Origin of the sequence: Janthinobacterium sp. NKUCC06_STL, assembly GCF_019345455.1 — a bacterium.
Classification (GTDB): Bacteria; Pseudomonadota; Gammaproteobacteria; order Burkholderiales; family Burkholderiaceae_D; genus Janthinobacterium; species Janthinobacterium rivuli.
Genome location: NZ_JAHKQY010000001.1, coordinates 525,227 through 547,341, shown reverse-complemented (window position 1 = coordinate 547,341; position 22,115 = coordinate 525,227). Strand labels below are relative to the sequence as shown.

Genomic DNA, 22,115 nt, shown 5'->3' with positions numbered 1-22,115 from the left:
ATCCTTGCGCGGCGCGCGGCGGACATCCTCCTGCGCGCGCCGCGCCGACTTTTCAGGAGAGCGCATGGACAGTTATGTACCTGGCCTGTTCGACCGCCTGATGGGCGACGGCGGTGCGGCGGGCGGCGTGGCCGTGCGCCTGTCGCTGGAACAATTGAAGGATGCGGTGGCGCGCGACCTGGAAGAGCTGCTCAACACGCGCGTGGCCCTGCCGCCCGGCGCGCTCGACGCTTATCCGGAATGCGCGGCGTCCATCGTCAACTATGGCCTGATCGATTTCGCCGGCATGTGCTTATCCAGCAGCGATGACCGCGCCCGCATCTGCGCCGCGCTGAAGGCCGCCATTGAACGCCACGAACCGCGGCTGCGCAATGTGCGCGCCCGCCTGGAACGCGAAGCGGGCGCCATCAATCGCGTGGGCTTTGTCATCAGCGGCACCCTGGCCGTGAGATCCGGCGGGGAGACGGTCAATTTCGACGCCGTGCTGCAGCCGTCGTCGCTGCGCTATTCGATCAACCGCAAGGGAGCCGCCGCATGAGCCATAACCTGAAAACCTTGATCGCCAAACTGAATGATACGGCGCGCACGGCCGCCACCCGGGCCGCCGCCATCTGCGTGGGACTGGGCCAGTACGAAGTCGATATCGAACACCTGTTCCTGGCGCTGCTGGAGCAGGATCGCAGCGATTTCGTCACCATCGCGAAGCGCAGCGAAATCAGCCTGACGGCGCTGGAGGCGGACCTGCGGCGCGAGATCGGCGGCTTCCGCACGGGCAGCGCACGCACGCCCGTCTTCTCTCCTCATTTGCCGCTGCTGTTCGAACATGCCTGGCTGATCGCCTCGCTGGACACGGCGCAGCCAGGACCCATCCGCAGCCGCCATCTGCTATTGGCGCTGCTGACGGAGCCGGAACTGGCGCAGCTCGCGTACCGCGGCTCGAAGCTGTTCGCCCGCTTCAGCGTGGAGCAATTGAAGCACCATCCGGACAAGCTGACGGCCGGCTCTGCGGAGGAAAGTGCGGCAGTGCCGCAGCTTTCCGCCACAGCGGACGACCCGGTGACTGTCCTAGCCAGCAAAACCCCGGCGCTGGACCAGTTCACCACCGACCTGACGCAGCTGGCGCGCGACGGCAAGCTCGATCCCGTGATCGGCCGCGAGGCGGAGATACGCCAGGCCGTCGATATCCTGCTGCGCCGGCGCCAGAACAATCCGATACTCACGGGCGAGGCGGGCGTGGGCAAGACGGCCGTGGTGGAAGGCCTGGCCTTGCGCATCGCCGCCGGCGACGTGCCCGAGGTGCTGCAGGGCGCGCACATCCACGCGCTCGACATGGGCTTGCTGCAGGCCGGTGCCAGCGTAAAAGGCGAATTCGAAAGCCGCTTGAAGAACGTCATCGACGAGGTGACGAAAAGCCCGCACCCGATCATCCTCTTCATCGACGAGGCGCACACGATGATCGGCGCCGGTGGCCAGGCGGGGCAGAACGACGCGGCCAATCTGCTGAAACCGGCGCTGGCGCGCGGCGCCCTGCGCACCATTGCCGCCACCACCTGGAGCGAGTACAAAAAGTATTTTGAAAAGGATGCGGCGCTGGCGCGGCGCTTCCAGGTGGTGAAGGTGGAAGAGCCGAGCGAAGACATCGCCTGCGCCATGCTGCGCGCCATGGCGCCGCTGATGGAGCGCCATTTCGGCATCCGCGTGCGCGACGCCGCCATCGTTGATGCCGTGCGCCTGTCGCACCGCTACATCAGCGGGCGCCAGCTGCCCGACAAGGCCATCAGCGTGCTCGATACGGCGTGCGCCAAGGTGGCGCTGGGCCAGCGCGCCACGCCGGCGCAGCTGGAAAACGCGCACCGGCGCCAGGAACGCATCGGCGCGGAAATCGCCGCCCTGGCCCGCGAGACGGCCGATGGCGAAGTGCCCGACAAGGCCGGCGCCGCGCGCCTGGCGCAGCTGCGGCGCGAGCATGAGGAAGGGCAGGCGGCGGTCGCGGCGCTGGCGCAGCGCTGGGAGCGCGAAAAGGCGCTGGTGGCGCAGATCGGCGACTTGCGCGTGCAGCTACGCGGCGAGCGGCCGGGCGAGATCGGCGCGGCGCGCCTGCTGGCGCTGAAGGAAGAACTGGCGGCGCTGCAGGGAGAAGCGCCACTGTCGCCACTGGAAGTCGATGCGCAGGTGGTCGCTGGCATCGTCGCCGGCTGGACCGGCATCCCGCTGGGGAAAATGCTCAAGGATGAAATCCGCACGGTGCTGACCCTCGACGGGGCGCTGCGCGAACGGGTGCTGGGACAGGAGCACGTCATCGAGGCGGTGGCGCAGCGCGTGCGCACGGCGCGCGCCAGCCTGGACGACCCGAACAAGCCGCAAGCCGTGTTCCTGTTCACGGGGCCGTCCGGCACGGGCAAGACGGAAACGGCGCTGGCGCTGGCCGACCTGCTGTATGGCGGCGAGCGCAAGCTCATTACCATCAACATGAGCGAGTACCAGGAGGCGCACAGCGTGGCCGCTCTGAAAGGCTCGCCGCCCGGCTATGTCGGCTATGGCGAAGGCGGCGTGCTGACGGAAGCCGTGCGGCGCCAGCCCTACAGCGTGGTGCTGCTCGATGAAGCGGAAAAAGCCCACCCCGACGTGCTGGAGCTGTTCTTCCAGGTCTTCGACAAGGGCGTGCTCGATGATGCGGAAGGGCGCGAAGTCGATTTTCGCAACACCATCATCATCGCCACCTCGAACCTGGGGTCCGGCGCGATGATGGCCGCCTGTCTGAATCGTGCGGCGCAGGACTTGCCCACGCCTGCCGCGCTGGAAGAACTGGTGCGCCCGCAACTGGTGGCGCGCTTCAAGCCGGCCCTGCTGGGGCGCCTGAAGGTGCTGCCTTTCTATCCGCTCAACGACGCGGTGCTGGCCGAAATCATCGGGCTGAAGCTGGCGCGGATAGGCGCGCGCATCGCGCGCAACCACCAGGCGCAGTTCAGCCATGACGCGGGCCTGGTCGACGCCGTGCTGGCGCGCTGCACCGAGGTCGATTCGGGCGCGCGCAATGTCGACCAGATCCTCAACGGCAGCCTGCTGCCGGCGATCGCCGAAGCGGTGCTGGCGCGCATGGCCGCAGGCGAGCCAGTGGCGTCGATACGCGTCAGCGCAAATAAACAGGGGCAGTTCAAGTACACGATCCGATAATCCACCTTCCGGAGAGCGCCATGTTCAATCTGGAGCAGTTGCTGCACCCCGTCAGCGCCGTCAGTCCCTGCGGCGAAGACCTCACTTTCAGTCAGGAGCTCGACGCCATCGCGCGCGCGCGCCAGCACGATGATCCCAGCCTGGACCAGGGCGAATGGGTGACGGCGCTGAAGGAAGCCGACTGGCCGTTCGTGGCGACGCGCTGCGAACAGCTGATCGCCACGCGCAGCAAGGATTTGCGCGTGGCCGTGTGGCTGGCCGAGGCGCACGCGAAGACGCGCCACTTCCGTGGCCTGGGCGATGGCTACGCGCTGCTGGCCGGCCTGTGCGAACGTTACTGGGATGGCCTGTACCCGCCGGCGGAAGAGGGCGACCAGGAACAGCGCATCGGCAATGTCTTCTGGCTGCTGTCGCGCACGCCGCAGCTGCTGCGCGAGATCCCGCTGACCGACGGCACCGACGGCCTGTATTCGCTGCAGGACTTCGATGCGGCGCGCCAGCGCGCGACCGCCAGCCTGGCGCAGGGCGCGACCGCCAGCCTGGCGCAGGGCGCGGCGGATCAGGGCTGGGGCGATGCGCGGCATGAAGAAGGCACGACCCTGGCGCAGATGGAGGCGGCGCGGCAAAGGAACACGCGCGCCTATTCCGACGGCCTGCTGGCCGATGCGCAGTACTGCATGCAGTCGCTGCTGGCGTTCGAGCGCAGCGTCGATGCGCGTTTCGGCGCAGATGGCCCGAGTTTTCGCGCCGCGCGCGAAGTGCTGGAAAACGCCATTCACTTCATCGCGCCGCTGTCGCCCGGTGCGGATTTTGCCGGCGCGCCGCCCGCCGCTGGCCAGGGCGCCGGCGGCAGCGGGGGCGCCATCGTGCAGCGCCAGCAGGCGCTGGCCCAGCTGCGCCAGGTCGCCGATTTCTTCCGCCGCACGGAGCCGCACAGCCCCGTCGCCTACCTGGCGGACAAGGCGGCCAGCTGGGGTGAGCTGCCGCTGCACCTGTGGCTGCGCGCCGTCGTGAAGGATTCAAGCACCCTGGCGCAGCTCGATGAAATGCTGGGCACGAACAGTGCAAACGGATGATGGCCCTGGCCCCTTCCATGCTACTCTTCGGGCATGTTCAGAATGCTCATCTTGCCTGCCGCGCTATGCCTGTTCATCGCTGCCAGCGCGCAGGCCGAGGGGGTAACGCCGTTGGTGATTTATGGCGACGACGATTATCCGCCGTACTCCTATGTTGAAAACGGCCAGATGAAAGGCATTTACACGGAGATCGTGCGCGAAGCGATGCAATCGATGCCGCAGTATGCGGTGCAGCTGCGTCCCGTGCCCTGGAAACGGGGTTTGCTGATGCTGCAGACGGGTGATGCCTTCGCCCTGTATCCGCCGTATTCGTGGCGCAGCGAGCGGCCGTACGTGCGCTATTCCGTGCCGCTGCTGATGGAGCAGCTGGTGGTGCTGTGCAACCAGGACGTGCTGGCCAAACGCGCGCTGCGGCAGTGGCCCGCCGATTACGGTGGCCTGCACATCGGCGTGAACGCGGGTTTCCTGCCAGGCGACGCGGGCTTGATGGCATCCTTGCGCGCTGAAAAAATCGTGCTCGACCCTGCCAAGGGCACGCGCACGAATCTGCTCAAGCTGATGCGCGGGCGCATCGATTGCTATGTCAGCGACCGCCTGTCGGCGCAGTGGGAATTGCAGCGCATCCGGCGCGAGGGGGCGCCTGGCACGCCGATGCAGGCGATACAGGAAACGGCGCAGCTGGCCAGCCAGCAGGGCCACCTGGGTTTTACGGCGCGCCAGCTTGCCGCCTATCCTTATCGCGATGACTTTATCGAACAATTCAATGCCGCCATCGAGCGCATGCGGAACAGTGGCGCGATCCGCCGCATCGTTGACCACGCGCTGCAACCCTGACTCAACCGGACGGAGAAAAACATGAAAAGACTGTTATTGCTAAGTGTGCTTGTACTGGCCGGCTGCGTGGGCCGTCCCGAGAATATTGTGCCTGTTAGCAACTTCGACACGACCCGCTATCTTGGCAAGTGGTACGAGATCGCGCGCCTCGACCATTCGTTCGAACGCGGCCTGAGTCATGTGACGGCCGATTACAGCTTGCGCCAGGATGGCGGCCTGAAAGTGCTCAACCGCGGCTACAAGGATGCGGACGCCGTCTGGAAGGACGCGGAAGGCAAGGCGTATTTCGTTGACAAGAAAGACGTGGGCTACCTGAAAGTGTCGTTTTTCGGCCCCTTCTATGGTTCCTACATCGTTTTTGATTTGGACCAGCAAGATTACAGCTATTCCATGATCAGCGGTCCCGACAAGTCCTACTTCTGGCTGTTGTCGCGCACGCCAACCATGGATCCGGCCTTGCAGCAGCGCCTGATCGGGAAAGCCGCTGGCCTGGGTTTCGATACATCAAAATTGATTTACGTGAAGCAAAACTGACACTGCTTGCCTGCCGCCCGTTCGTGGCGGCATTTCACCTTATGGTTGTTGCTTTTCTGCATGTTATTTCTTGCAATACCATTCTGATTCACTCACAATCTGCTCCAAAGTAGTGCGCTGCGGCGCGCTGCCATTCCGGTGGCGACGTGTCCGTCGCGCCACCGTTCGTGATTGCCGCACGGCAGATGCCTGCTATATTGGTACGTAGCAGCAGGTCGGTTTCGTGGCGTCTGTGCATCGTTTTCTTCAGATAGGAATCACGCAATGAAAAACCTCAAAATCGGCGTACGTCTCGGTGGCGGTTTTGCCGCCGTCCTGTTCCTGTTGACCAGCCTGACCGTGGTGGGCATCGTGCAGATGCAAAGCGCCAGCAAGGAAACCGATGCGCTCGTCAACGTCAAGGTGCGCAATGAGCGCCTGATCGCCGAGTGGACCAAGGTCATCGAGGTGAATGCGGCGCGCACGGCGGCCGCCTGGAAAGTGGGCGATCCCGAGCACCAGAAGCAGTTTGAAAAGGAAATGGCGGTCTCGTCGGCACGCGCCACGGAAATCCAGAACGATATCGGCAAGAGCGAGCTGAATGCCGAAGAGCAATCGCTGTACCAGGAAGTACTGAGCACGCGCAAGGCCTACACGGAAGTGCGCAAGAACGTGTTCAAGGCCAAGAATGCGGGCGACCTGGAACTGGGCAAGCGCCTGTATGAAGGCGACATGGCCGTCAAGCGCGACATCTACCTGGCGTCGCTGAAGAAGCTGGAACTGCTGGAAGCCAGATTGCTCGATGAAACGGCCGCGCAAATCCGTTCGCGCTACGAAAGCGGCCGTTTGCTGCTGATCTCGCTGGGCGGGGTGGCCATCTTGCTGGGTATCGCCTGCGCATACTGGATCACGCGCTCGATCACGCGTCCCATCACGCGCGCCGTCGAGGTGGCGGAAGCCGTTTCCGCTGGCGATCTGACCAGCCATATCGTCGTGGAAAGCCGCGATGAGACGGGGCAATTGATGCATGCGCTGAAAAACATGAACGATAAACTCGTCAGTATCGTGGGCCAGGTGCGCGCCGGCACCGAATCGATCAGCACGGCGTCGAGCGAAATTGCCGCCGGCAACCTGGACTTGTCGTCGCGCACGGAAGAGCAGGCCAGTTCGCTGGAAGAGACGGCGTCGTCCATGGAAGAGCTGACCTCCACCGTGAAACTCAATGCCGACAATGCGCGCAGCGCCAATCAGCTGGCCATCGACGCTTCGCAGATCGCCAGCAAGGGCGGGGTGGTGGTGTCGGAAGTGGTCAGCACCATGGGTTCGATCAACGATTCCTCGCGCAAGATCGTCGACATCATCAGCGTCATCGACGCCATCGCCTTTCAGACGAATATCCTGGCTCTGAACGCGGCCGTGGAAGCGGCCAGGGCCGGCGAGCAGGGCCGTGGTTTTGCCGTCGTGGCCTCCGAAGTGCGCAACCTGGCGCAACGCTCCAGCGCGGCGGCCAAGGAAATCAAGGGCTTGATCGACGATTCCGTGCAAAAGGTCGAGGCCGGTTCGCAACTGGTGGACAAGGCTGGCCGCACCATGGATGAAATCGTGCAAAGCATCAGCCACGTGACGCAGATCATGAACCAGATCACGGATGCCAGCGATGAACAGCGCGCCGGCATCGAACAAGTCAACCAGGCCATCGGCCAGATGGACCAGGTGACGCAGCAAAATGCGGCCTTGGTGGAAGAGGCTGCCGCGGCGGCCGAATCCATGCAGGAACAGGCCGCCAAGCTGGCCGAGGTCGTGGGCGTGTTCAAGCTCGATGCAACGCAACAATATGTATCGGCCAGTGCTGGCCCGTCCGTGACGGCGTCTGCACCAGCTGCGATGCGAGCTGCCATGCGTCCCGCCATTCAGCCTGCCAAGCGACGCACACCGGCGCCTGCCGTGACTGCGCCTACGCCGGGCAAGGCGGCGCAAGCGGACGCTGTGCGTGCACGCGCGTCGAAGGCGCCGGTGGCATCGGGCGCCGACGAATGGGAAGAGTTTTAAGCGCAGTTTCCTCCTAGCATCGCGCGGGCGCTACAATCGCGGCTTGAAGACAGCCGCGAACGCGCTCCGCCATGACCACCCGCCGTACCTCCAGCCTTACCCTTAGCGCTACCGCTGCATCGTCCTCCCAGGCGGAACCCGCCAAACGCGCGCGCTGCCCAGCCTGCCTGCGCGCCGCATCCAGCTGCATCTGCCGCTGGATCGCCCCCGTTGCCCACGCGGTGGACGTGCTGATCCTGCAGCATCCGCTGGAAGTCCACAATGCCAAGGGCAGCGCCCGCTTGCTGCACCTGAGCTTGCCCAACAGCCGCATGCTGACGGGCGAGCAGTTTGCCCCCGATACGCTCGCCGGACTGCTGGCCGACAAGCACAACGTGCTGCTATACCCGGATACGCCCGGCGACCGTTCGCTGGGCATCGCGCCGCCGCCAGCGCTCGACCCCGCCATCTTGCTCGATCCCACCTTATTGCGGCTGGTGGTGCTGGACGCCACCTGGCGCAAGAGCCGCAAGATGCTGTACCTGAATCCCCTGTTGCAACAGTTGCCGCGCCTGCCCCTGCGCGATACGCCCGCTTCCCATTACCTGATCCGCAAGGCGCACGCGCCAGACCAGTTATCGACCCTGGAAGCGACGTGCTATGCCTTGATGCAGTTGGAGCAGGACGAGGACCGCTTCGTTCCCCTGATCACGGCATTTGACGGTTTTGTCGCGCAGCAGTTGAGTTATGTCATGCCGCAGGGGGAAAAAGCTTGAAATAGCACCATGGCAGCCCTTGATATTGGCCGCACAGCGGCATAGTATACTGTACGTATATACAGTTGATGGGGCCGTTCATGAAAGCAATCATTCCAGATCACGATGACAGCTTCGCCGGGCAAGCCATGTTGCCGCCGCAATCGCTGAAAGCGCACAAGGGGCGCGGTGCCGTCTCGAACCTGCAGGGGCGCTACGAAGTGCACGCGCGCGCCGGTTTCGATGATGGCTGGAGCGTGGGCGGCCTGGATACGGCAGATGGTGAGGCGCCGGCGCCGGCCTGGAAGACGCAGGTCAGCGACGAGCAGGCACGCACCATTCTCACGCGCAACGCTTCGCCCGATTTGCCGTTCAACGTCTCGTTGAACCCATATCGCGGCTGCGAACATGGCTGCATTTATTGCTTTGCCCGCCCCACGCACAGCTATCTGGGTCTGTCGCCGGGCCTGGACTTCGAAAGCCGCATCTACGCCAAGGTGAATGCTCCCGAGCTGTTGCGGCGCGAGCTGGCCAGGCCCTCGTATGTGCCCGAACCGATCGCCCTGGGCGTCAACACGGATGCGTATCAGCCATGCGAACGCGAACGGCAGCTGACGCGGCGCGTGCTGGAAGTGCTGCACGAGTGCGACCATCCCGTGGCGCTGATCACGAAATCGTCGTTGATCGAACGCGACATCGACATTCTGGCACCCATGGCGGCCAAGCGCCTGGCGGCCGTGGCCGTGACTGTCACCACACTTGACCCGGCCATCGCGCGCACCCTGGAACCGCGCGCAGCCGCCCCCGCGCGGCGGCTACGTACCATCCGCACCCTGACGGAGGCAGGCATTCCCGTGGGCGTGAGCATCGCGCCCATCATCCCGTTCGTGACGGAGCCGGAAATCGAACAGCTGCTCGAAGCCGTGCGCGATGCGGGCGCCATCCACGCCCATTACGTGGTGCTGCGCCTGCCGTGGGAAGTGAGCCCCTTGTTCCAGCAATGGCTGGAAGCGCACTTCCCGGAACGGGCCCAGCGCGTGATGAACCGGGTACGTGAAATGCGTGGCGGCAAGGATTACGACAGCGCGTTCGGTGCGCGCATGCGGGGCGAAGGCGTGTGGGCCGACCTCATCCGCCAGCGCTTTGAAAAGGCCGTGCACCGGCTGGGGCTGCACGGCAAGGGCGGTCGCTTCAAGCAGCTCGATTGCACGCAGTTCCGCCGGCCGCTGGTGGTGCCGCCGCTGGGAAACAAGGCAAAAGGGGGAAATGCGGGGCAGCTGGATTTGTTCTAACGCATGGCGTGACCGGACTGCGGTCAATGCAGTTCCCGCTTCCGGCAGCGGCCAGGGGGCGGGAATCTGGCGAGCGGAATCGGTGCTCAGTGGCAGATGGCAAAGGTGCCATTCACGCCTTGCCAATGAATTGCGCCGCGCCGGGCGCAGCAGGCGCTGCAATGATGGGCTGTCGGTCCGCCTATCGGCCCGTGTGTATCGAAGTACTGGCCTTGGCCCGTGTTGGTCGGTCAGCAGGCGGACGGCTGCATGCCGCTGGCTTGTACGTTGGCTTGTGCGTTGCTTGTGCGTTGATAGGGCCACGCGCGCTGCGCGAAACAGGCGGGCTTTATAGTGGGAGTCGCATCGCTGTCCTTTCTCAATCGTGGGTGACGCCAGCTGGCTGAACGGGCGACGAGAAACTCATCGCCCGCAGGCATGCCGGGTTTAGCCGGGATGGCTCGATCCTGCTGGCTTGATCAGCAAACGGTGGCGTTGCAAGCCATCAGGCAGAGTTGCTGTGCGGTGCCGCTCAAGGCGCCGCAAGCCGCTTTGCACAGGGTGCAGGTAATGCCGGAAGGGGCGACACCCTGGCTGATGGCGGAGATGCTGGGGCTGCGTTGTACGGCTTTGGCTTGCAATGGCAGATTGTTCATTTTAAAACTCCTTGTGGTGGCGCCGCCGCGGGCAACGGCAGTGGGTGTGCGTACCGAAGTACGGTGCTGATCGTTTCCCGCCAACGACCGTATGCTGAAGCGCGTGCACGCATCGCTGCGCCCACGTGCCCCGACAATTCAAATGCTGTTGACGTTAGCGTTGCGACCAGTAGCGCACTGCGCCAACGCTGACCGGTATCACGTCGCTGACGTCGACGGCGAAACGGGCGACCGTGTTGGCTATCTGCAGGTTTTCCGGGTTGAAGAAGGTCATGATGATGTCGTAGCATTCGGAGCCCGGGCGGCAGACAGGGCTCTGTTGCACCACGATGGTATCGAGCTGCATGCTGGTGGTCTTGGCCAGCATTTCCGCCGCTTGCATGGCATTCGTGGCCGAGAAGTTGAGCGCGCGGTCCATGCCCGTGACGCCCAGGTTGCGGAAGTCGTAATAAATGCGGTTCAGGAAGTTTTCCAGGCGCGCGCCCGTGTTGCTGCTGTTGATTTCCAGGCTGTCCTGCACCGCCATCAGGCTATCGATCAGCTGCGGCACATTCCAGCTGAACATGCCCCGGATGGCTGGCTGGATCACGGGCACGACCTGGCCGGACATCAGCCTGGCGGCGCCCGAGATTATGCCGGGAAACGAATTCATGACGACCAGGCCATCGATGGTGCCGACATAGGCCTCGAACAGCAGTTCATAGGTCAGGTCGGCATATGGGCCGACGGGAACGACCGCGTAAATCGGCGTGGCGTCCAGGTTGACGGTCCAGGTCAGCGATTGGCGGAAATATGGCTTGGCGCGCAGGAATTCGATCAATTGCTGCGGATCGCCAGGATTGTTCCTGTCCGATGGCATGGCCTGGACGAAGGAATCGCGGCGCGCTTCACTGCCGAAGTCGATGCCCAGGTTGCCCAGCGCATACACCAGCGTCGGGCCCTTGGCACTGCCGCCGCCGCAGCCGCAATCGGAGGCATCGATGCCGGAAGCGGCGATGCCTTGTCGCGTCGCGCCGGAAGGGCCCGCGAGGTTGGCCAGGGAGGGGGTTTCCAGCATGGGAATGCTGAGCGGATGCACCTGCGCGGAAGTGTCGGCATTGGCTGGGCTCGCTTCAATCACAGTATCGTCTGACATTTCAATTTTCCCTTTTAATAATAGTTGAGTGGCGCCCGGCACATTCAATGTCCCAGTCAGGAGGCGGCGACAGTCCTGCTCGCCATTGGTGTTGCAACGCGTTGCGCTCTGCAGCAATGCGCTGCAAACTCCACGAGGGTCAGGACGATCCCCATGTTGGTGTTGCCGGCATAGCAGCAAGGCTGCGATGGCCGAGACGATCGGGGTGGCAAAGCTGGTGCCGCTGCTGAGCCGCACGCGCCCTGCGGGAGCGGCGCCGAGGATGTCGGTGCCGGGCGCCATGATGCCGCGCGCGCGATAGGCTTCGCCCCAGTTGCTGTTGGGCATGGGCGCGCCTTGCCGGTTCAGGGCGCCGACCACCAGGGTGTACTCGATGGAGGCGGGAATATGCAGGCAATCGCAGCCGTCATTGCCCGCCGCGGCGATCAGCAGGACGTTGCGTTCATGGCACAGCTGTATGGCTTTTTGCAGCAGGCCATCGGCGCTGCCGCTGTCGGACAGTTCACCGCCGCTGACATTGATGATGTGCGCGCCGTGCTCGACGGCCTGGGTGATGGCGCGGGCCAGGTCGAGCTGCGTGCATTGTGTCAGTGCGCCGTCGGCACGGTCGGCAAAGATGGGCAGGATCAAGCCCCGACAATGGGGGGCCAGGCCCGTGACGGGGCTGCCGGGCTGGCCAAAGATGATGCTGGCGACATGGGTGCCATGTTGCGATGCCCGGCCGCTGCCGCTGGTACCCGTGGCGAGCGTGTCAAGCAGTTGCAGCCTGGCGCCGGCAAAGCAGGGATGGCTGGTATCGACGGGACCGTCGAGCACGGCGATGCAGATGTCGGCACAGCCGGTGTTGCCATCTTGCAAGGCAGCCAGGCCGGGCAGCAAGCCATGATTGGCCAGACTGTCGTGGGTGGTGGATACTTCCATAGTCGTCGGCACGGCGGCGCTCCTTGCTGGGTCCTGGAGGGCGTGCGGCTCACCGCTTGAGGTGCTCCGCCCGCCTGCTGCGGCGCCTGTTGCTCTAGCGCCGATAGCATGATCTTTAGCAAGGGGTGTGCCAGAAGGCCAAGTGCTTGATTTTCAAGGGATGGGGCGGATTTGCATTGTCGTGACGCAACAATGATGGCGGATATCGTCCACCCTTTTTGGCCGGGATGGACGAAAACGGCAGGCGGCAAGGACGGGGAGGGGGCGCCCGGGACACGGCATGGCGTGACGCGGGCGCGTGCGGCGGTTCAGCGATCCTTGCTGTAGCAGGCGCGGCTGGGCCGCAGGCGCATGCGCACGAGGGACACCAGGAAGCTGAAGCCTGCCTGGTTCGGATCGATCACCGGCACATAGGTGTGCAGCGCTTCCTCTAGCAGCGCGCTGACGCGCGCGGCGACGCCGACAAATCCGGTGCAGCCGAGCAGGATGGACTGGGCGCCGTCGTCCTGTATCGCCAGCATGGCGGCCTGGAAAGTTTTTTCGACCACCGTGTCCAGCTTGCCGAGGTCGGCGACGGGACAGTCGATGGAACGGATCGAGGCGAAGCTGTCCTGCAAGCCGTAAGCCTGCATGTGGCCCCGCTGCATGGCGAGTGTGCTGGGCAGTATCGTCATGATCGACAGGCGCTGGCTGAGGGCCAGCGCCGTAAAGGCGGCGGGCGGGAAGCCGCCGAGGATGGGAATGTCGATCACTTCGCGCGCGGCCTCCACGCCGCACATGTCGAAGTCGCTGAGCCAGATGCCGTCATAGCCTTCGCCTTCGATTTCCCTGGCCAGTTGCACCACCGGATAACCGTTTTGCAGCCAATCAACGCGGTATTCGATGCAGTCGTGCCCGCTCGAAATATTGCGCACGGACACTTCGACATCGGGCGGCATCACGGGTTCGATGGCGGCGAGCAGGCGCTGGTTGTAGGTGGCCGTGGCCACCGGCGCCACGATACAGATGCGCAGCGGCTTCATGCGGCGCTCCCTGCCGCAGCGCCAGCGTTGCCCGTGAGCGGCACATAGGGTCCCAGGTAGCCGATGGTGTTGAGCAGTTGCATGAAGCTGTCGAGTATCAGGCCGCCCCGTTCCCGCAATGCCGGGTGGGCTTGCAGGCCCAGCAGCGTCACCTTGCGCTGCAGGAGGGCCGGGTTGAGCGTGCCGTCAGGCAGCAGCAAGTCGCCATTCGAATACACGGCCTGGCCATCGCCCTCGACAAAGTAACTGATGGTGTCGGGCGCCATGCAGAGGGGCGTGCTGCGGCTGCTATCCCAGGCCAGCAGCGATTCGTTCTGGTACAGGACCGTGCATAGCCGTTCACCCGCGCGGATGGTGATCTTGCCCAGGTCGAAGCCATTGCGCGAGTCGACTTCGGCGGCGGCGAATGTGCCCTGAGGAAACAGGGGCCAGGCGCGCATGTCGCATTGCCGCGCAAGATAGTCGACCAGTTCGTCCGCGCTGCGCAAGCGGCCTGCCTGCAGTTCGCGGCCCAGGCGCAGGGCGCGTCCCAGGGTGCCGCGCACGGGCAGCGCCCGGGCCAGTTCCGCCGGCGCCATGATCCACATGGCCAGCCCGCCGAACTGCTTGAAATCGGCCTGCGAGACGATGGGGCGCATCATCTGGTCGATGATCGTTGCCACGTCCTGCTGGTGGGCGTGGGCGCCATTCACGCCCTGGCTCGGCTGGACGTCGAGTTCCACGCGCAGTCCCGACTGGCTGACGAGGAAGGCCGGGCGCGGATTGATCTGCTCGGCCGCATACGTCAGCTGCGGCAGCGAGGGAACGGCACGGCCGGCGCCATCGGCGTCGATCACCGCCAGCCCCAGGTGGGCGGCGACCAGGCAGGCGACGAGAAACCCCAGCGCCCCGCTCTCGGGTGGCGCCAGGTAGGCCAGGGTGCGGTTTTCCAGCGCCAGGCGCTCCCTGACGGCGATCACGGCATCGACGGGACCTTGCGGAAGTTGGGCGCCATTGATCGCCACGGGCGAACCCAGGTAAGCCACCATGACCGTCTCGCCATCGGTGGCTTCGTCGACGCTGACCACGCGCACTTGGGCGTCCGGATAGTAATCGCCGGCGTGGAATTGGGCCAGCAGGCTGCGCGCGGAAGTGAGCGTGCCGCCACCACCGCTGCCGAAGAAGCAAGCTCCCAGCAGTAGCGATTCAAGGTCATCGTGATTCAGCACATAGCTCATGTTGCGGATCCTCAGGTTGGCATGGCATGGAAATGGTTTGCGCCAGGGTGGTCTGCAACTGCAGCGCCTGGGCAAACCGGGGGAAAGCCGTGTCACGTTCCACGCCGCGCAAGGCGCGCGTGAGGTGTTCGAGTGCTTCGGGCCGGCGTCCGCGCTGCTGCAGCAGTTGCGCCAGACGGGTCGCCACCAGCAGGCCGCCGGCCGTCGCGCCCAGCGCCTTGGCGGTCGACAGTGCACTGCCCAGTTCGCGTTCCGCGTTGTCCAGGTCACCCACCGCGATCCACGTCTGCGCATGCATGTCGAGCAGTTCGACCAGGTAGGCCCGTTCGCCATGTTCCAGCGCCAGTTCGATGGCGCCGTGCAGCAGTTGCCGGGCTTGCGATGGCTGGCCTGCCGACAGCAGCAGTTCGCCCCGTTTCCAGGCCTGGAATGAATGGAAGAGCATGCCGCCTTCGCACAGCATGTATTGCTGGTAGCCATCGGCGATGCGCTGTTCGGTCTGTGCATCGATGTTGCCCGACGCCAATGCGCAGGCATGGAATATCTGGCCCACCCCCAGGTAGAACTGATAGCCATATTCGCTGGCGACGGTTTGCAGGTCCGCCGCCAGGTTTGCCAGCCGGCTCCAGTCCTCGAACATGCAGGCGAGCCATGCGGCACCCTGCAGTGCGATGGCGCGATGGAAGGGATGCGGGTTGTCGGCGCCGCCGCGCAATGCCAGCTGGTCCATTACCTGGCGCGCGCGCCGGAAGGCGCCGCTCTGAAAGCAGGACAGGCCTTCGAAAGTGCTCGACAGCACGGCGATGTCCAGGCCCTGTCTTCCGGTGTCGGCCGATGCCGCGCCGCATAGCAGGTGTCCGCGCTCCAGGCAGGCGAGCGTCTCGCGGTAATCGCCGAGCCAGAACAGCGTATTGGCCAGGGCCAGATGGGCCTGCGACAGCAAGTCCGTGTCACCTATGGCTTGCGCCCGCTGCAGCATGTCTTGCGCCGTAGCCCGCGCCGCCACCAGGTCCAGCGCCATCAGTTGCGAGCTCCAGATGCCGAAGCGCAGGGCGGTGATTTCCACCTCGTCGCCCAGCGCCGCCGCTTCCTGCAATGCCTGCTGGTAGCAGGCGAGCGCTTCGGCGCTTTGCCAGCCGCTGATGCCGCGGTGCGAAATGGCGAGCCAGCGGTGCAGGTCGCAGCTCAGGCGGCGCGCGGTGCAGGGGTGGGCGTCGGCGGCCAGCAAGGTGAGGCCGCGACGCAATACTTCGATGGCCTCCTTGAAACGGGCCGCCTCGATCAGCGCACGTCCCTCCAGCAGGCAGACGCGGGCAAAATTGCTGCGCTCCTCGTCGCCATGCACGCGGCGTTCGATGACCTTGCGGTTGATGCCCAGGTGGCGCGCCGCGATCGTCTTGTTGCCATCGGCAAGGCGCATCGCATAGTCGATCAGCAACTGTTCCGCGGCCTCCAGCTTGTCGTCGCCTTCCAGCCGCATGAGGGCTTCCGCCAGCAGCGTGTGATCCGCGTCTTCCGGCATGCCCGCCGACAGGAAGGCGTCCAGGCTGTGGGCATCGATCAGCGCCGATTCGGCCAGTATCGACAGCCGTTCAACCAGGTTGCGCAGTTCGCGGATATGGCCGGGCCAGGCATGCCGGCCCAGGCGTTCCATGGCGGTAGCGGTAAAGCGGATGGGCCGCTTCTGCAGGCTGGCAAAGTGGGTGGCGAGGGCGGCGACGTCGCCGCGGCGCTGGTCCAGGCCCGGCACGTCGAGTTTCAATACCGCCAGCCGGTAATACAGGTCTTCGCGGAAACGGCCCGCTTGCACCATCGCGGCCAGGTCGCAGTGGGTGGCGGCCACGATGCGGCCGTTGAACGGCTGGATATCACCACCGCCCAGTGGCCGGAAACAGCGTGCTTCGAGTACGCGCAGCAGCTTGCTCTGTACACCTAGCGGCAATTCGCCTATTTCATCGAGAAACAGCGTGCCTTGTCCCGCTTGGGCGAAGAACCCGGTGCGGCTGTTGAGCGCTCCCGTAAATGCGCCCTTGGTATGGCCGAAGAGTTCCGCGTCGATCAGGTGTTCCGGCAGTGCGCCGCAGTTGAGATCGACAAAGGGCGCAGCGGGATCGCCGCTGTGCCGGTGCACGAGCTGGGCGATGATTTCCTTGCCGGAACCGGTTGGGCCACTGATGAGCACCGTGCAGCGGGTCGGCGCCACGGCTTCGACCATGCGCAGCAGGCGTTGGAATATTGGGGAACTGCCAATGATGTTCAGCCCGCCCCCGGCGCTGCCGCAGTGGACGGGGACATGCACAGGGGCAATAGCGCCTGCTCCGGGAAGCATGCAATGCGGCTGCCTCCCATGCTGTTGCAGCATAGACCTTTCGGACATGGTCGTCTCGCTCCGGTGATTTCGCTCCGATCATGCAGGGCCGTATTTTTTGTTCTGCCCCGCTGCCTGCTGACGCGTACCGTTGCTCCACTCATGCATAAAGGAATCGCGCGTTCCGATTATGGCCGCTAATAAAACGGCGATAGTCGCCAATTGTCACAATGAAAATATATTCATCGCTTGCATCATGCAAGCTGCTTGCCCGCCGTCACTCACTGCGCTGCTGGCGGCGCATCCTTCAATTGCGCCAGATGTTGCTCGATGGCAAAGACGTGCGGATCGCTCTTGCCCAGCTCGCGCAGGGCGCTGGCCAGGTGCAGCAGGTACTCGCTGTTCGGGCCGCTGGGGCCGGCAGAGCGGGCGATCTGGCGCGCGATGTCCAGTTCCGGGGCGGCGCCGAGGAAGGCGGCGTTTTCCTCGTTGGCGATGTACACCAGGCCTTCGACCTTGCCGCCATCGTCGAAGGTGATGTCGGTGGCCAGGCGCAAATAGCCGTTCTTTTCGCGGTGGTCGAGGTGGGCGAAGACTTCGGGCGTGATCAGGTAAGCCATGCCGTCGCACACGGCGCCCGCCTGCGGCACGATGGTGGCGACCCGGCCCGGCGCCATCGGCGTGCCCCGGTGGTCGTGCGAACCTTGCCAGAAGCGCCGCGTCCAGCCTTCGATGCTGGCCGGGCGGCGCTCGATGTAAGGGAAATCGGCCTTGTAGATCAGCGAGCCATAGCCGAACAGCCAGACCTGTGCATGGCCGTCGAATTTGTTCATGCGCTGGTTGATGGCGATGGTGGCGGCGTCGATGGCGGACAGATCGTTCTGGTGAGGCTGGGTCATGGTGCGAGCGGTGAAAGGGCGATGCCCGATTATAAAGCGGCGCCAGCCGTGCCGCCCGCTCCCACGTTCCACTCGTGCGTCTCGACAAAGCGGAACAAAAAGGCCATGAAGCTTTCAGCGGCCGGCGACAGCGACCGCCCCGTCTTCGTGTAGACGAAAAAGCGCCGCGTCAGTTCCGGCTCGTGCAGGGCGCGCATCTGCAATTGATATAGTTTGACCATCGGTTCCGCGTACGGCAGGCAGACCGTGATGCCCAGGTTGGCGCTGACCATGGCCAGCGCCGTCGTCATGAAGGTCACCTCGTTGTAGGGATTGAGCGACAGTTCGCGAAACGCGCCGTGCATGTCGCGCAGCAGGCGTTCCGTGAACTGGCCTTGCAGCGAAATGAACGGATAGTCGCCCACGTCGGCCCAGGTGACCCTGTCCTTTTGCTGCAGCGGGTGCTGCTCGGGGAAGACCAGCACGAAGGGCATTTCGAACAGTACTTGCGCGGCGATTTCCGCCGTCGGGTCGCGCTCGGGGCCGATGCCGAAATCGACTTCGCCGCTGAAGACGCGCGCCGAGACATTTTCCACGGGGCAGTCGACGAGGCGCAGCTGCACATCCGGGTGCGCCTGGCGATAGGCGGCGATCACTTCCGGCAGCAGGGTGCAGGCCATCATCTGCGGCGCGGCGATGCGCACCATGCCCGTTTTCAGCGCCTTGCGCTGGGCGATGCCGGCCATGGCGCCATCGAGATCCTCGATCATCTTTTCAAACAGCGGATACAGCTCGCGGCCGATTTCCGACAGCTGCGTCTTGCGCGTGCTGCGCTCGACCACGCGCACGCCCAGCACGCTTTCCAGCTCCTTGATCAAGCCGCTCAAGGCGGACTGCGTCACGTGCAGGTATTCGGCGGCCAGGGTAAAACTGCCGGTCTTGGCCAGCGCCACGAAGGCGCGCATCTGTCGCAGGCTGGGACTCATAAGATAATCCGATAAATCAATGGTTAAAAATTGTTTGTATGATAGCTGGAACTCGATTCTAATGGTGAAAAGCTGAAAAACAGGCCAGCCAACGCGCCCACGGCGCCATCCATTGGAGACAAGCACATGAAGATCAAGCAAATCCACCACGTCGCCTACCGCTGCATCGACGCGAAGAAAACCGTCGAGTGGTACGTCAAGCATTTGAACATGAATTTCGTCCTCGCCATCGCCGAAGACCTGGTGCCGTCGACCAAGGCGCCGGACCCGTACATGCACGTCTTCCTCGACGCGGGGCAGGGCAATGTGCTGGCCTTTTTTGAACTGCCGACGCAGCCGCCGATGGACCGCGACCGCAATACCCCGGCCTGGGTGCAGCACCTGGCGCTGGAAGTGGGCAGCATGGAAGAACTGCTGGCCGCCAAGGAGCGCCTGGTGGCCGGCGGCATCGAGGTGCTGGGCCCCGTCAACCACGCCATCTTCCAGTCGATCTATTTCTTCGACCCGAACGGCCACCGCCTGGAACTGGCGGCCAACGTGGGCACGCCCGACATGATGGCCAAACTGGACGCCGTCAAGTGGGAAATGCTGGAAGAATGGTCGCAGACGCGCCGCGCTCCCAAGCACGCCGCCTGGATGCATGCGCCGGCCGAAGCCTGAGCGCCCCAGACCGGCAACCTCTCTGAAACAACCACCGAACAAGGAATACCATGAAACTCGCAACCCTGAAAAACGGCAGCCGCGATGGCGCCCTGATCCTCGTCAGCCGCGACCTGCGCCAGTACCAGCGCGTGGCCGCCATCGCGCCGACCCTGCAGGCGGCGCTCGACAACTGGGACGCCGTGGCGCCGAAACTGGAGCAGGCGTATGCCGACCTGAACGCGGGCCAGGCGCCGGACGCGCAGCCGTTTGATGCGGCGCTGTGCCACTCGCCGCTGCCGCGCGCCTACCAGTGGGCCGACGGTTCCGCCTACATCAACCACGTGGAACTCGTGCGCAAGGCGCGCAACGCGGAAGTGCCGGCCTCGTTCTACACGGACCCGCTGATGTACCAGGGCGGCTCCGACAGTTTTATTGGCCCGCGCGACCCGATCTTCGCCCTGTCGGAAGAGTGGGGCATCGACCTGGAAGCGGAAGTGGCGGTGATTACGGGCGACGTCGCCATGGGCGCCGGCGTGGACGATGCGGCGCAAGCGATCCGCCTGGTCATGCTGGTCAACGACGTCTCCTTGCGCAACCTGATTCCGGGCGAGCTGGCCAAGGGTTTCGGTTTCTTCCAGTCGAAGGCGGCCAGCGCGTTTTCGCCCGTCGCCGTCACGCCCGATGAACTTGAAGGCCACTGGGCTGGCAGCAAGCTGCACCTGCCGCTGCTGGTGGACCTCAACGACAAACCGTTCGGCAAGCCGAATGCGGGCGAAGACATGACCTTCGACTTTGCCCAGCTGGTGGCGCATGCGGCGAAGACGCGCGAACTGGGCGCCGGCAGCATCATCGGTTCCGGCACCGTGTCGAACAAGCAGGGCAACCTGTTTGGCTCGAGCATCGAGAACGGCGGCGTCGGCTACTGCTGCCTGGCCGAAGTGCGCATGTATGAAACCATCGAACACGGCGCGCCGAAAACGGCGTACCTGAAGTTCGGCGACACGGTGCGCATCGAGATGCGCGACGCGGCCGGCGCCAGCATCTTCGGCAGCATCGAGCAGACGGTCGCGCTGTACGCCGGCCGCGCCTGAAAGGACGCCTCGCCATGAGCATGAAGCTGTACACCTACTTTCGCAGTTCGGCCGCCTACCGCGTGCGCATTGCCTTGAATCTCAAGGGCATCGCCTACGACAGCATCCCCGTGCACCTGCTGCAGGATGGCGGCCAGCAACTGCTGCCAGCCTACCGCGCCGTCAATCCGTCGGCCCTGGTGCCGGCGCTCGACGACGACGGCGCCATCCTGACGCAGTCGCTGGCGATGCTCGAGTATCTGGACGAGACGCGCCCTGACGTGCCGCTGCTGCCGCCGGACGCGCTGGGAAGGGCCAGGGTGCGCGCGCTGGCGCTGGCGATTGCCTGCGACGCCCATCCGCTGACAAATCTGCGCGTGTTGAAATACCTGAAAAACACCCTGGGGCTGTCGGACGAGGCCAAGCAGGAGTGGTATCGCCACTGGATGGCCGAGGGGCTGGCGGCCGTGGAGGCGCTGCTGGCGCAGGGCGATCCGGCCGGCACGGGCCTGTTCTGTCATGGCGACAGCCCGACGATGGCCGATTGCTGCCTGGTGCCGCAGGTATTCAATGCGCAGCGCTTCGCCATCGACCTGGCGCCATACCCGCGCGTGGCGCGCATCCATGTCCACTGCGCCGGCTTGCCGGCGTTTGCGGCCGCCCATCCGTCGCAACAGCCTGACGCCGAATAGATTTTCTAAGCCGCAAGGCAGGAGGCCCCGTCTGGCAACAGGCGGGGCTTTTTTATGCGTGCTTGATTTTTGGTGGGTAATGCACGCTTGCCGGTGCGCTACAATTTGCGTTTGCCCAAATACTTTACGCGCCATGACTGCAACAACCGTTCCTGCCAGCATCATCGATGCCCTGTCCCTGGCGCACGCTACCTGGCGTCCCATCCTGCTGCGCGGCTTGCACGCCGTGATGGCGGCTGATCCCGCCTACCTGCCGGCACTGGCCATCGACGACTACCTGCCCACGCAGGGCCGGCTGTTCGCCGCCTTTGCCCTGCCGCTGGCGCAGGTGCGCTACGTGCTGGTGGGCGAGGGGCCGTATCCGCGCGCCGACAGCGCCACGGGCGTGTGCTTCATGGACGGCGCCGTCGGCAGTCTGTGGTCGGCCACGGGCCTGTCGAAGCCCGTCAACCGCGCTACGTCCCTGCGCAACTTCATGAAGATGCTGCTGGTGGCCGATGGCCAGCTGCAGGGAGGCGACACGTCCGGCGTAGCCATGGCGCCCGTGGCGGCCGCCGCGCAACTGCCTGGCAGCGGCGTGATCCAGACCTTGCCCGACTTGCAGCGCAAGATGACGGAACAGGGCTTCTTGCTGCTCAACGCGGCGCTGGTGTTCCGTTCCCACGTGCCGCCCGTGCAGGATGCGCGCGGCTGGCTGCCCTTCCTGCAGGTGGTGCTCGAAGCGCTGGCGCGGCAGGGTGGGGCGGCCTTGCCGCAACTGGTGTTGTGGGGCAAGATCGCCGAGCTCATCAAACGTTTGCCGGTGGCGGCGGCCTTGCCGCAGGTGACGGCGGAACATCCGTATAATCTGTCCTTTATCGGCAATCGTGACATGCAGGCCTTGTTTGGCCCGATGCAACTATTGCGTGCTTGAGATTGAATTGACGCCATCTGGCGG

The 22,115-nt window shown here is 64.6% G+C and carries 19 protein-coding genes; 12 read left to right on the top strand and 7 right to left on the bottom strand.

From position 1 onward, the window contains the following. The first annotated feature begins 64 nt into the window (after nucleotides 1-64). The 8 genes from tssE to KO539_RS02485 all read left to right on the top strand — a co-directional run bounded on the left by tssE (nucleotide 65) and on the right by KO539_RS02485 (nucleotide 9,672). The gene (gene tssE, locus KO539_RS02520) at nucleotides 65-538 is read left to right on the top strand and encodes a type VI secretion system baseplate subunit TssE (RefSeq protein WP_035820620.1); all 474 of its coding nucleotides are present in this window, start codon (nucleotides 65-67) and stop codon (nucleotides 536-538) included. Continuing rightward, nucleotides 535-3,174, top strand: a complete 2,640-nt coding sequence (tssH, locus tag KO539_RS02515; protein WP_219307173.1) for a type VI secretion system ATPase TssH — start codon at nucleotides 535-537, stop codon at nucleotides 3,172-3,174. The genes tssE and tssH overlap by 4 nt, the downstream gene beginning before the upstream one ends. A 20-nt stretch (nucleotides 3,175-3,194) precedes the next feature. Continuing rightward, a complete protein-coding gene (gene tssA, locus KO539_RS02510) occupies nucleotides 3,195-4,250 on the top strand; it encodes a type VI secretion system protein TssA (protein WP_219307172.1) in 1,056 nt (351 codons plus the stop codon). Between the two features lie 42 nt (nucleotides 4,251-4,292). Further along, the gene (locus tag KO539_RS02505) at nucleotides 4,293-5,084 is read left to right on the top strand and encodes an ABC transporter substrate-binding protein (RefSeq protein ID WP_257626082.1); all 792 of its coding nucleotides are present in this window, start codon (nucleotides 4,293-4,295) and stop codon (nucleotides 5,082-5,084) included. 21 nt (nucleotides 5,085-5,105) lie between these two features. Continuing rightward, on the top strand, nucleotides 5,106-5,618 hold the full coding sequence (locus KO539_RS02500) for a lipocalin family protein (protein WP_219307170.1): 513 nt from the start codon (nucleotides 5,106-5,108) through the stop codon (nucleotides 5,616-5,618). 264 nt (nucleotides 5,619-5,882) lie between these two features. Further along, entirely contained in the window at nucleotides 5,883-7,646 is a 1,764-nt protein-coding gene (locus tag KO539_RS02495; protein ID WP_219307169.1) for a methyl-accepting chemotaxis protein, read from the top strand. A gap of 71 nt (nucleotides 7,647-7,717) precedes the next feature. Continuing rightward, nucleotides 7,718-8,401: a tRNA-uridine aminocarboxypropyltransferase gene (locus KO539_RS02490; RefSeq protein ID WP_219307168.1), complete on the top strand. Its 684-nt coding sequence runs from the start codon at nucleotides 7,718-7,720 to the stop codon at nucleotides 8,399-8,401. Nucleotides 8,402-8,481: 80 nt separating this feature from the next. Further along, nucleotides 8,482-9,672: a PA0069 family radical SAM protein gene (locus KO539_RS02485; protein ID WP_374106318.1), complete on the top strand. Its 1,191-nt coding sequence runs from the start codon at nucleotides 8,482-8,484 to the stop codon at nucleotides 9,670-9,672. Between the two features lie 458 nt (nucleotides 9,673-10,130). Here KO539_RS02485 and KO539_RS02480 read toward each other — a convergent pair whose 3' ends face one another. The 7 genes from KO539_RS02480 to KO539_RS02450 form a co-directional block, all read right to left on the bottom strand. Further along, on the bottom strand, nucleotides 10,131-10,307 hold the full coding sequence (locus tag KO539_RS02480; RefSeq protein WP_158301208.1) for a hypothetical protein: 177 nt from the start codon (nucleotides 10,305-10,307) through the stop codon (nucleotides 10,131-10,133). A 154-nt stretch (nucleotides 10,308-10,461) separates the two neighbouring features. After that, nucleotides 10,462-12,375, bottom strand: coding sequence for a S8 family serine peptidase (locus tag KO539_RS02475; protein WP_219307167.1), 1,914 nt, complete (start codon nucleotides 12,373-12,375; stop codon nucleotides 10,462-10,464). A 296-nt stretch (nucleotides 12,376-12,671) separates the two neighbouring features. Beyond that, nucleotides 12,672-13,385, bottom strand: a complete 714-nt coding sequence (locus tag KO539_RS02470) for an aspartate/glutamate racemase family protein (RefSeq protein WP_219307166.1) — start codon at nucleotides 13,383-13,385, stop codon at nucleotides 12,672-12,674. Beyond that, nucleotides 13,382-14,602, bottom strand: a complete 1,221-nt coding sequence (locus KO539_RS02465) for a DUF917 domain-containing protein (RefSeq protein ID WP_219307165.1) — start codon at nucleotides 14,600-14,602, stop codon at nucleotides 13,382-13,384. The genes KO539_RS02470 and KO539_RS02465 overlap by 4 nt, the downstream gene beginning before the upstream one ends. Next, nucleotides 14,577-16,901 (bottom strand): sigma 54-interacting transcriptional regulator, encoded by a 2,325-nt coding sequence (locus tag KO539_RS02460; RefSeq protein WP_219307164.1) that lies wholly within the window; start codon nucleotides 16,899-16,901, stop codon nucleotides 14,577-14,579. Before KO539_RS02460 ends, KO539_RS02465 begins: the two co-directional genes overlap by 26 nt. 290 nt (nucleotides 16,902-17,191) lie before the next feature. After that, entirely contained in the window at nucleotides 17,192-17,809 is a 618-nt protein-coding gene (locus tag KO539_RS02455) for a gamma-glutamylcyclotransferase (RefSeq protein WP_257626080.1), read from the bottom strand. 29 nt (nucleotides 17,810-17,838) lie between these two features. Next, nucleotides 17,839-18,774, bottom strand: a complete 936-nt coding sequence (locus KO539_RS02450; RefSeq protein ID WP_035820588.1) for a LysR family transcriptional regulator — start codon at nucleotides 18,772-18,774, stop codon at nucleotides 17,839-17,841. 126 nt (nucleotides 18,775-18,900) lie between these two features. Here KO539_RS02450 and KO539_RS02445 point away from each other — a divergent pair, with 126 nt between their 5' ends. The 4 genes from KO539_RS02445 (at nucleotide 18,901) to KO539_RS02430 (ending at nucleotide 22,091) form a co-directional block, all read left to right on the top strand. Beyond that, nucleotides 18,901-19,434 carry a VOC family protein gene (locus KO539_RS02445; protein WP_219307163.1) on the top strand — a complete coding sequence of 178 codons (534 nt, stop codon included), beginning with the start codon at nucleotides 18,901-18,903 and terminating at the stop codon, nucleotides 19,432-19,434. Nucleotides 19,435-19,484: 50 nt separating this feature from the next. Next, nucleotides 19,485-20,507, top strand: coding sequence for a fumarylacetoacetate hydrolase family protein (locus KO539_RS02440; protein WP_219307162.1), 1,023 nt, complete (start codon nucleotides 19,485-19,487; stop codon nucleotides 20,505-20,507). 20 nt (nucleotides 20,508-20,527) lie between these two features. Next, the gene (gene maiA / locus KO539_RS02435) at nucleotides 20,528-21,178 is read left to right on the top strand and encodes a maleylacetoacetate isomerase (RefSeq protein WP_219308551.1); all 651 of its coding nucleotides are present in this window, start codon (nucleotides 20,528-20,530) and stop codon (nucleotides 21,176-21,178) included. Between the two features lie 133 nt (nucleotides 21,179-21,311). After that, nucleotides 21,312-22,091 carry a uracil-DNA glycosylase gene (locus KO539_RS02430; RefSeq protein ID WP_219307161.1) on the top strand — a complete coding sequence of 260 codons (780 nt, stop codon included), beginning with the start codon at nucleotides 21,312-21,314 and terminating at the stop codon, nucleotides 22,089-22,091. Nucleotides 22,092-22,115 lie beyond the last annotated feature (24 nt).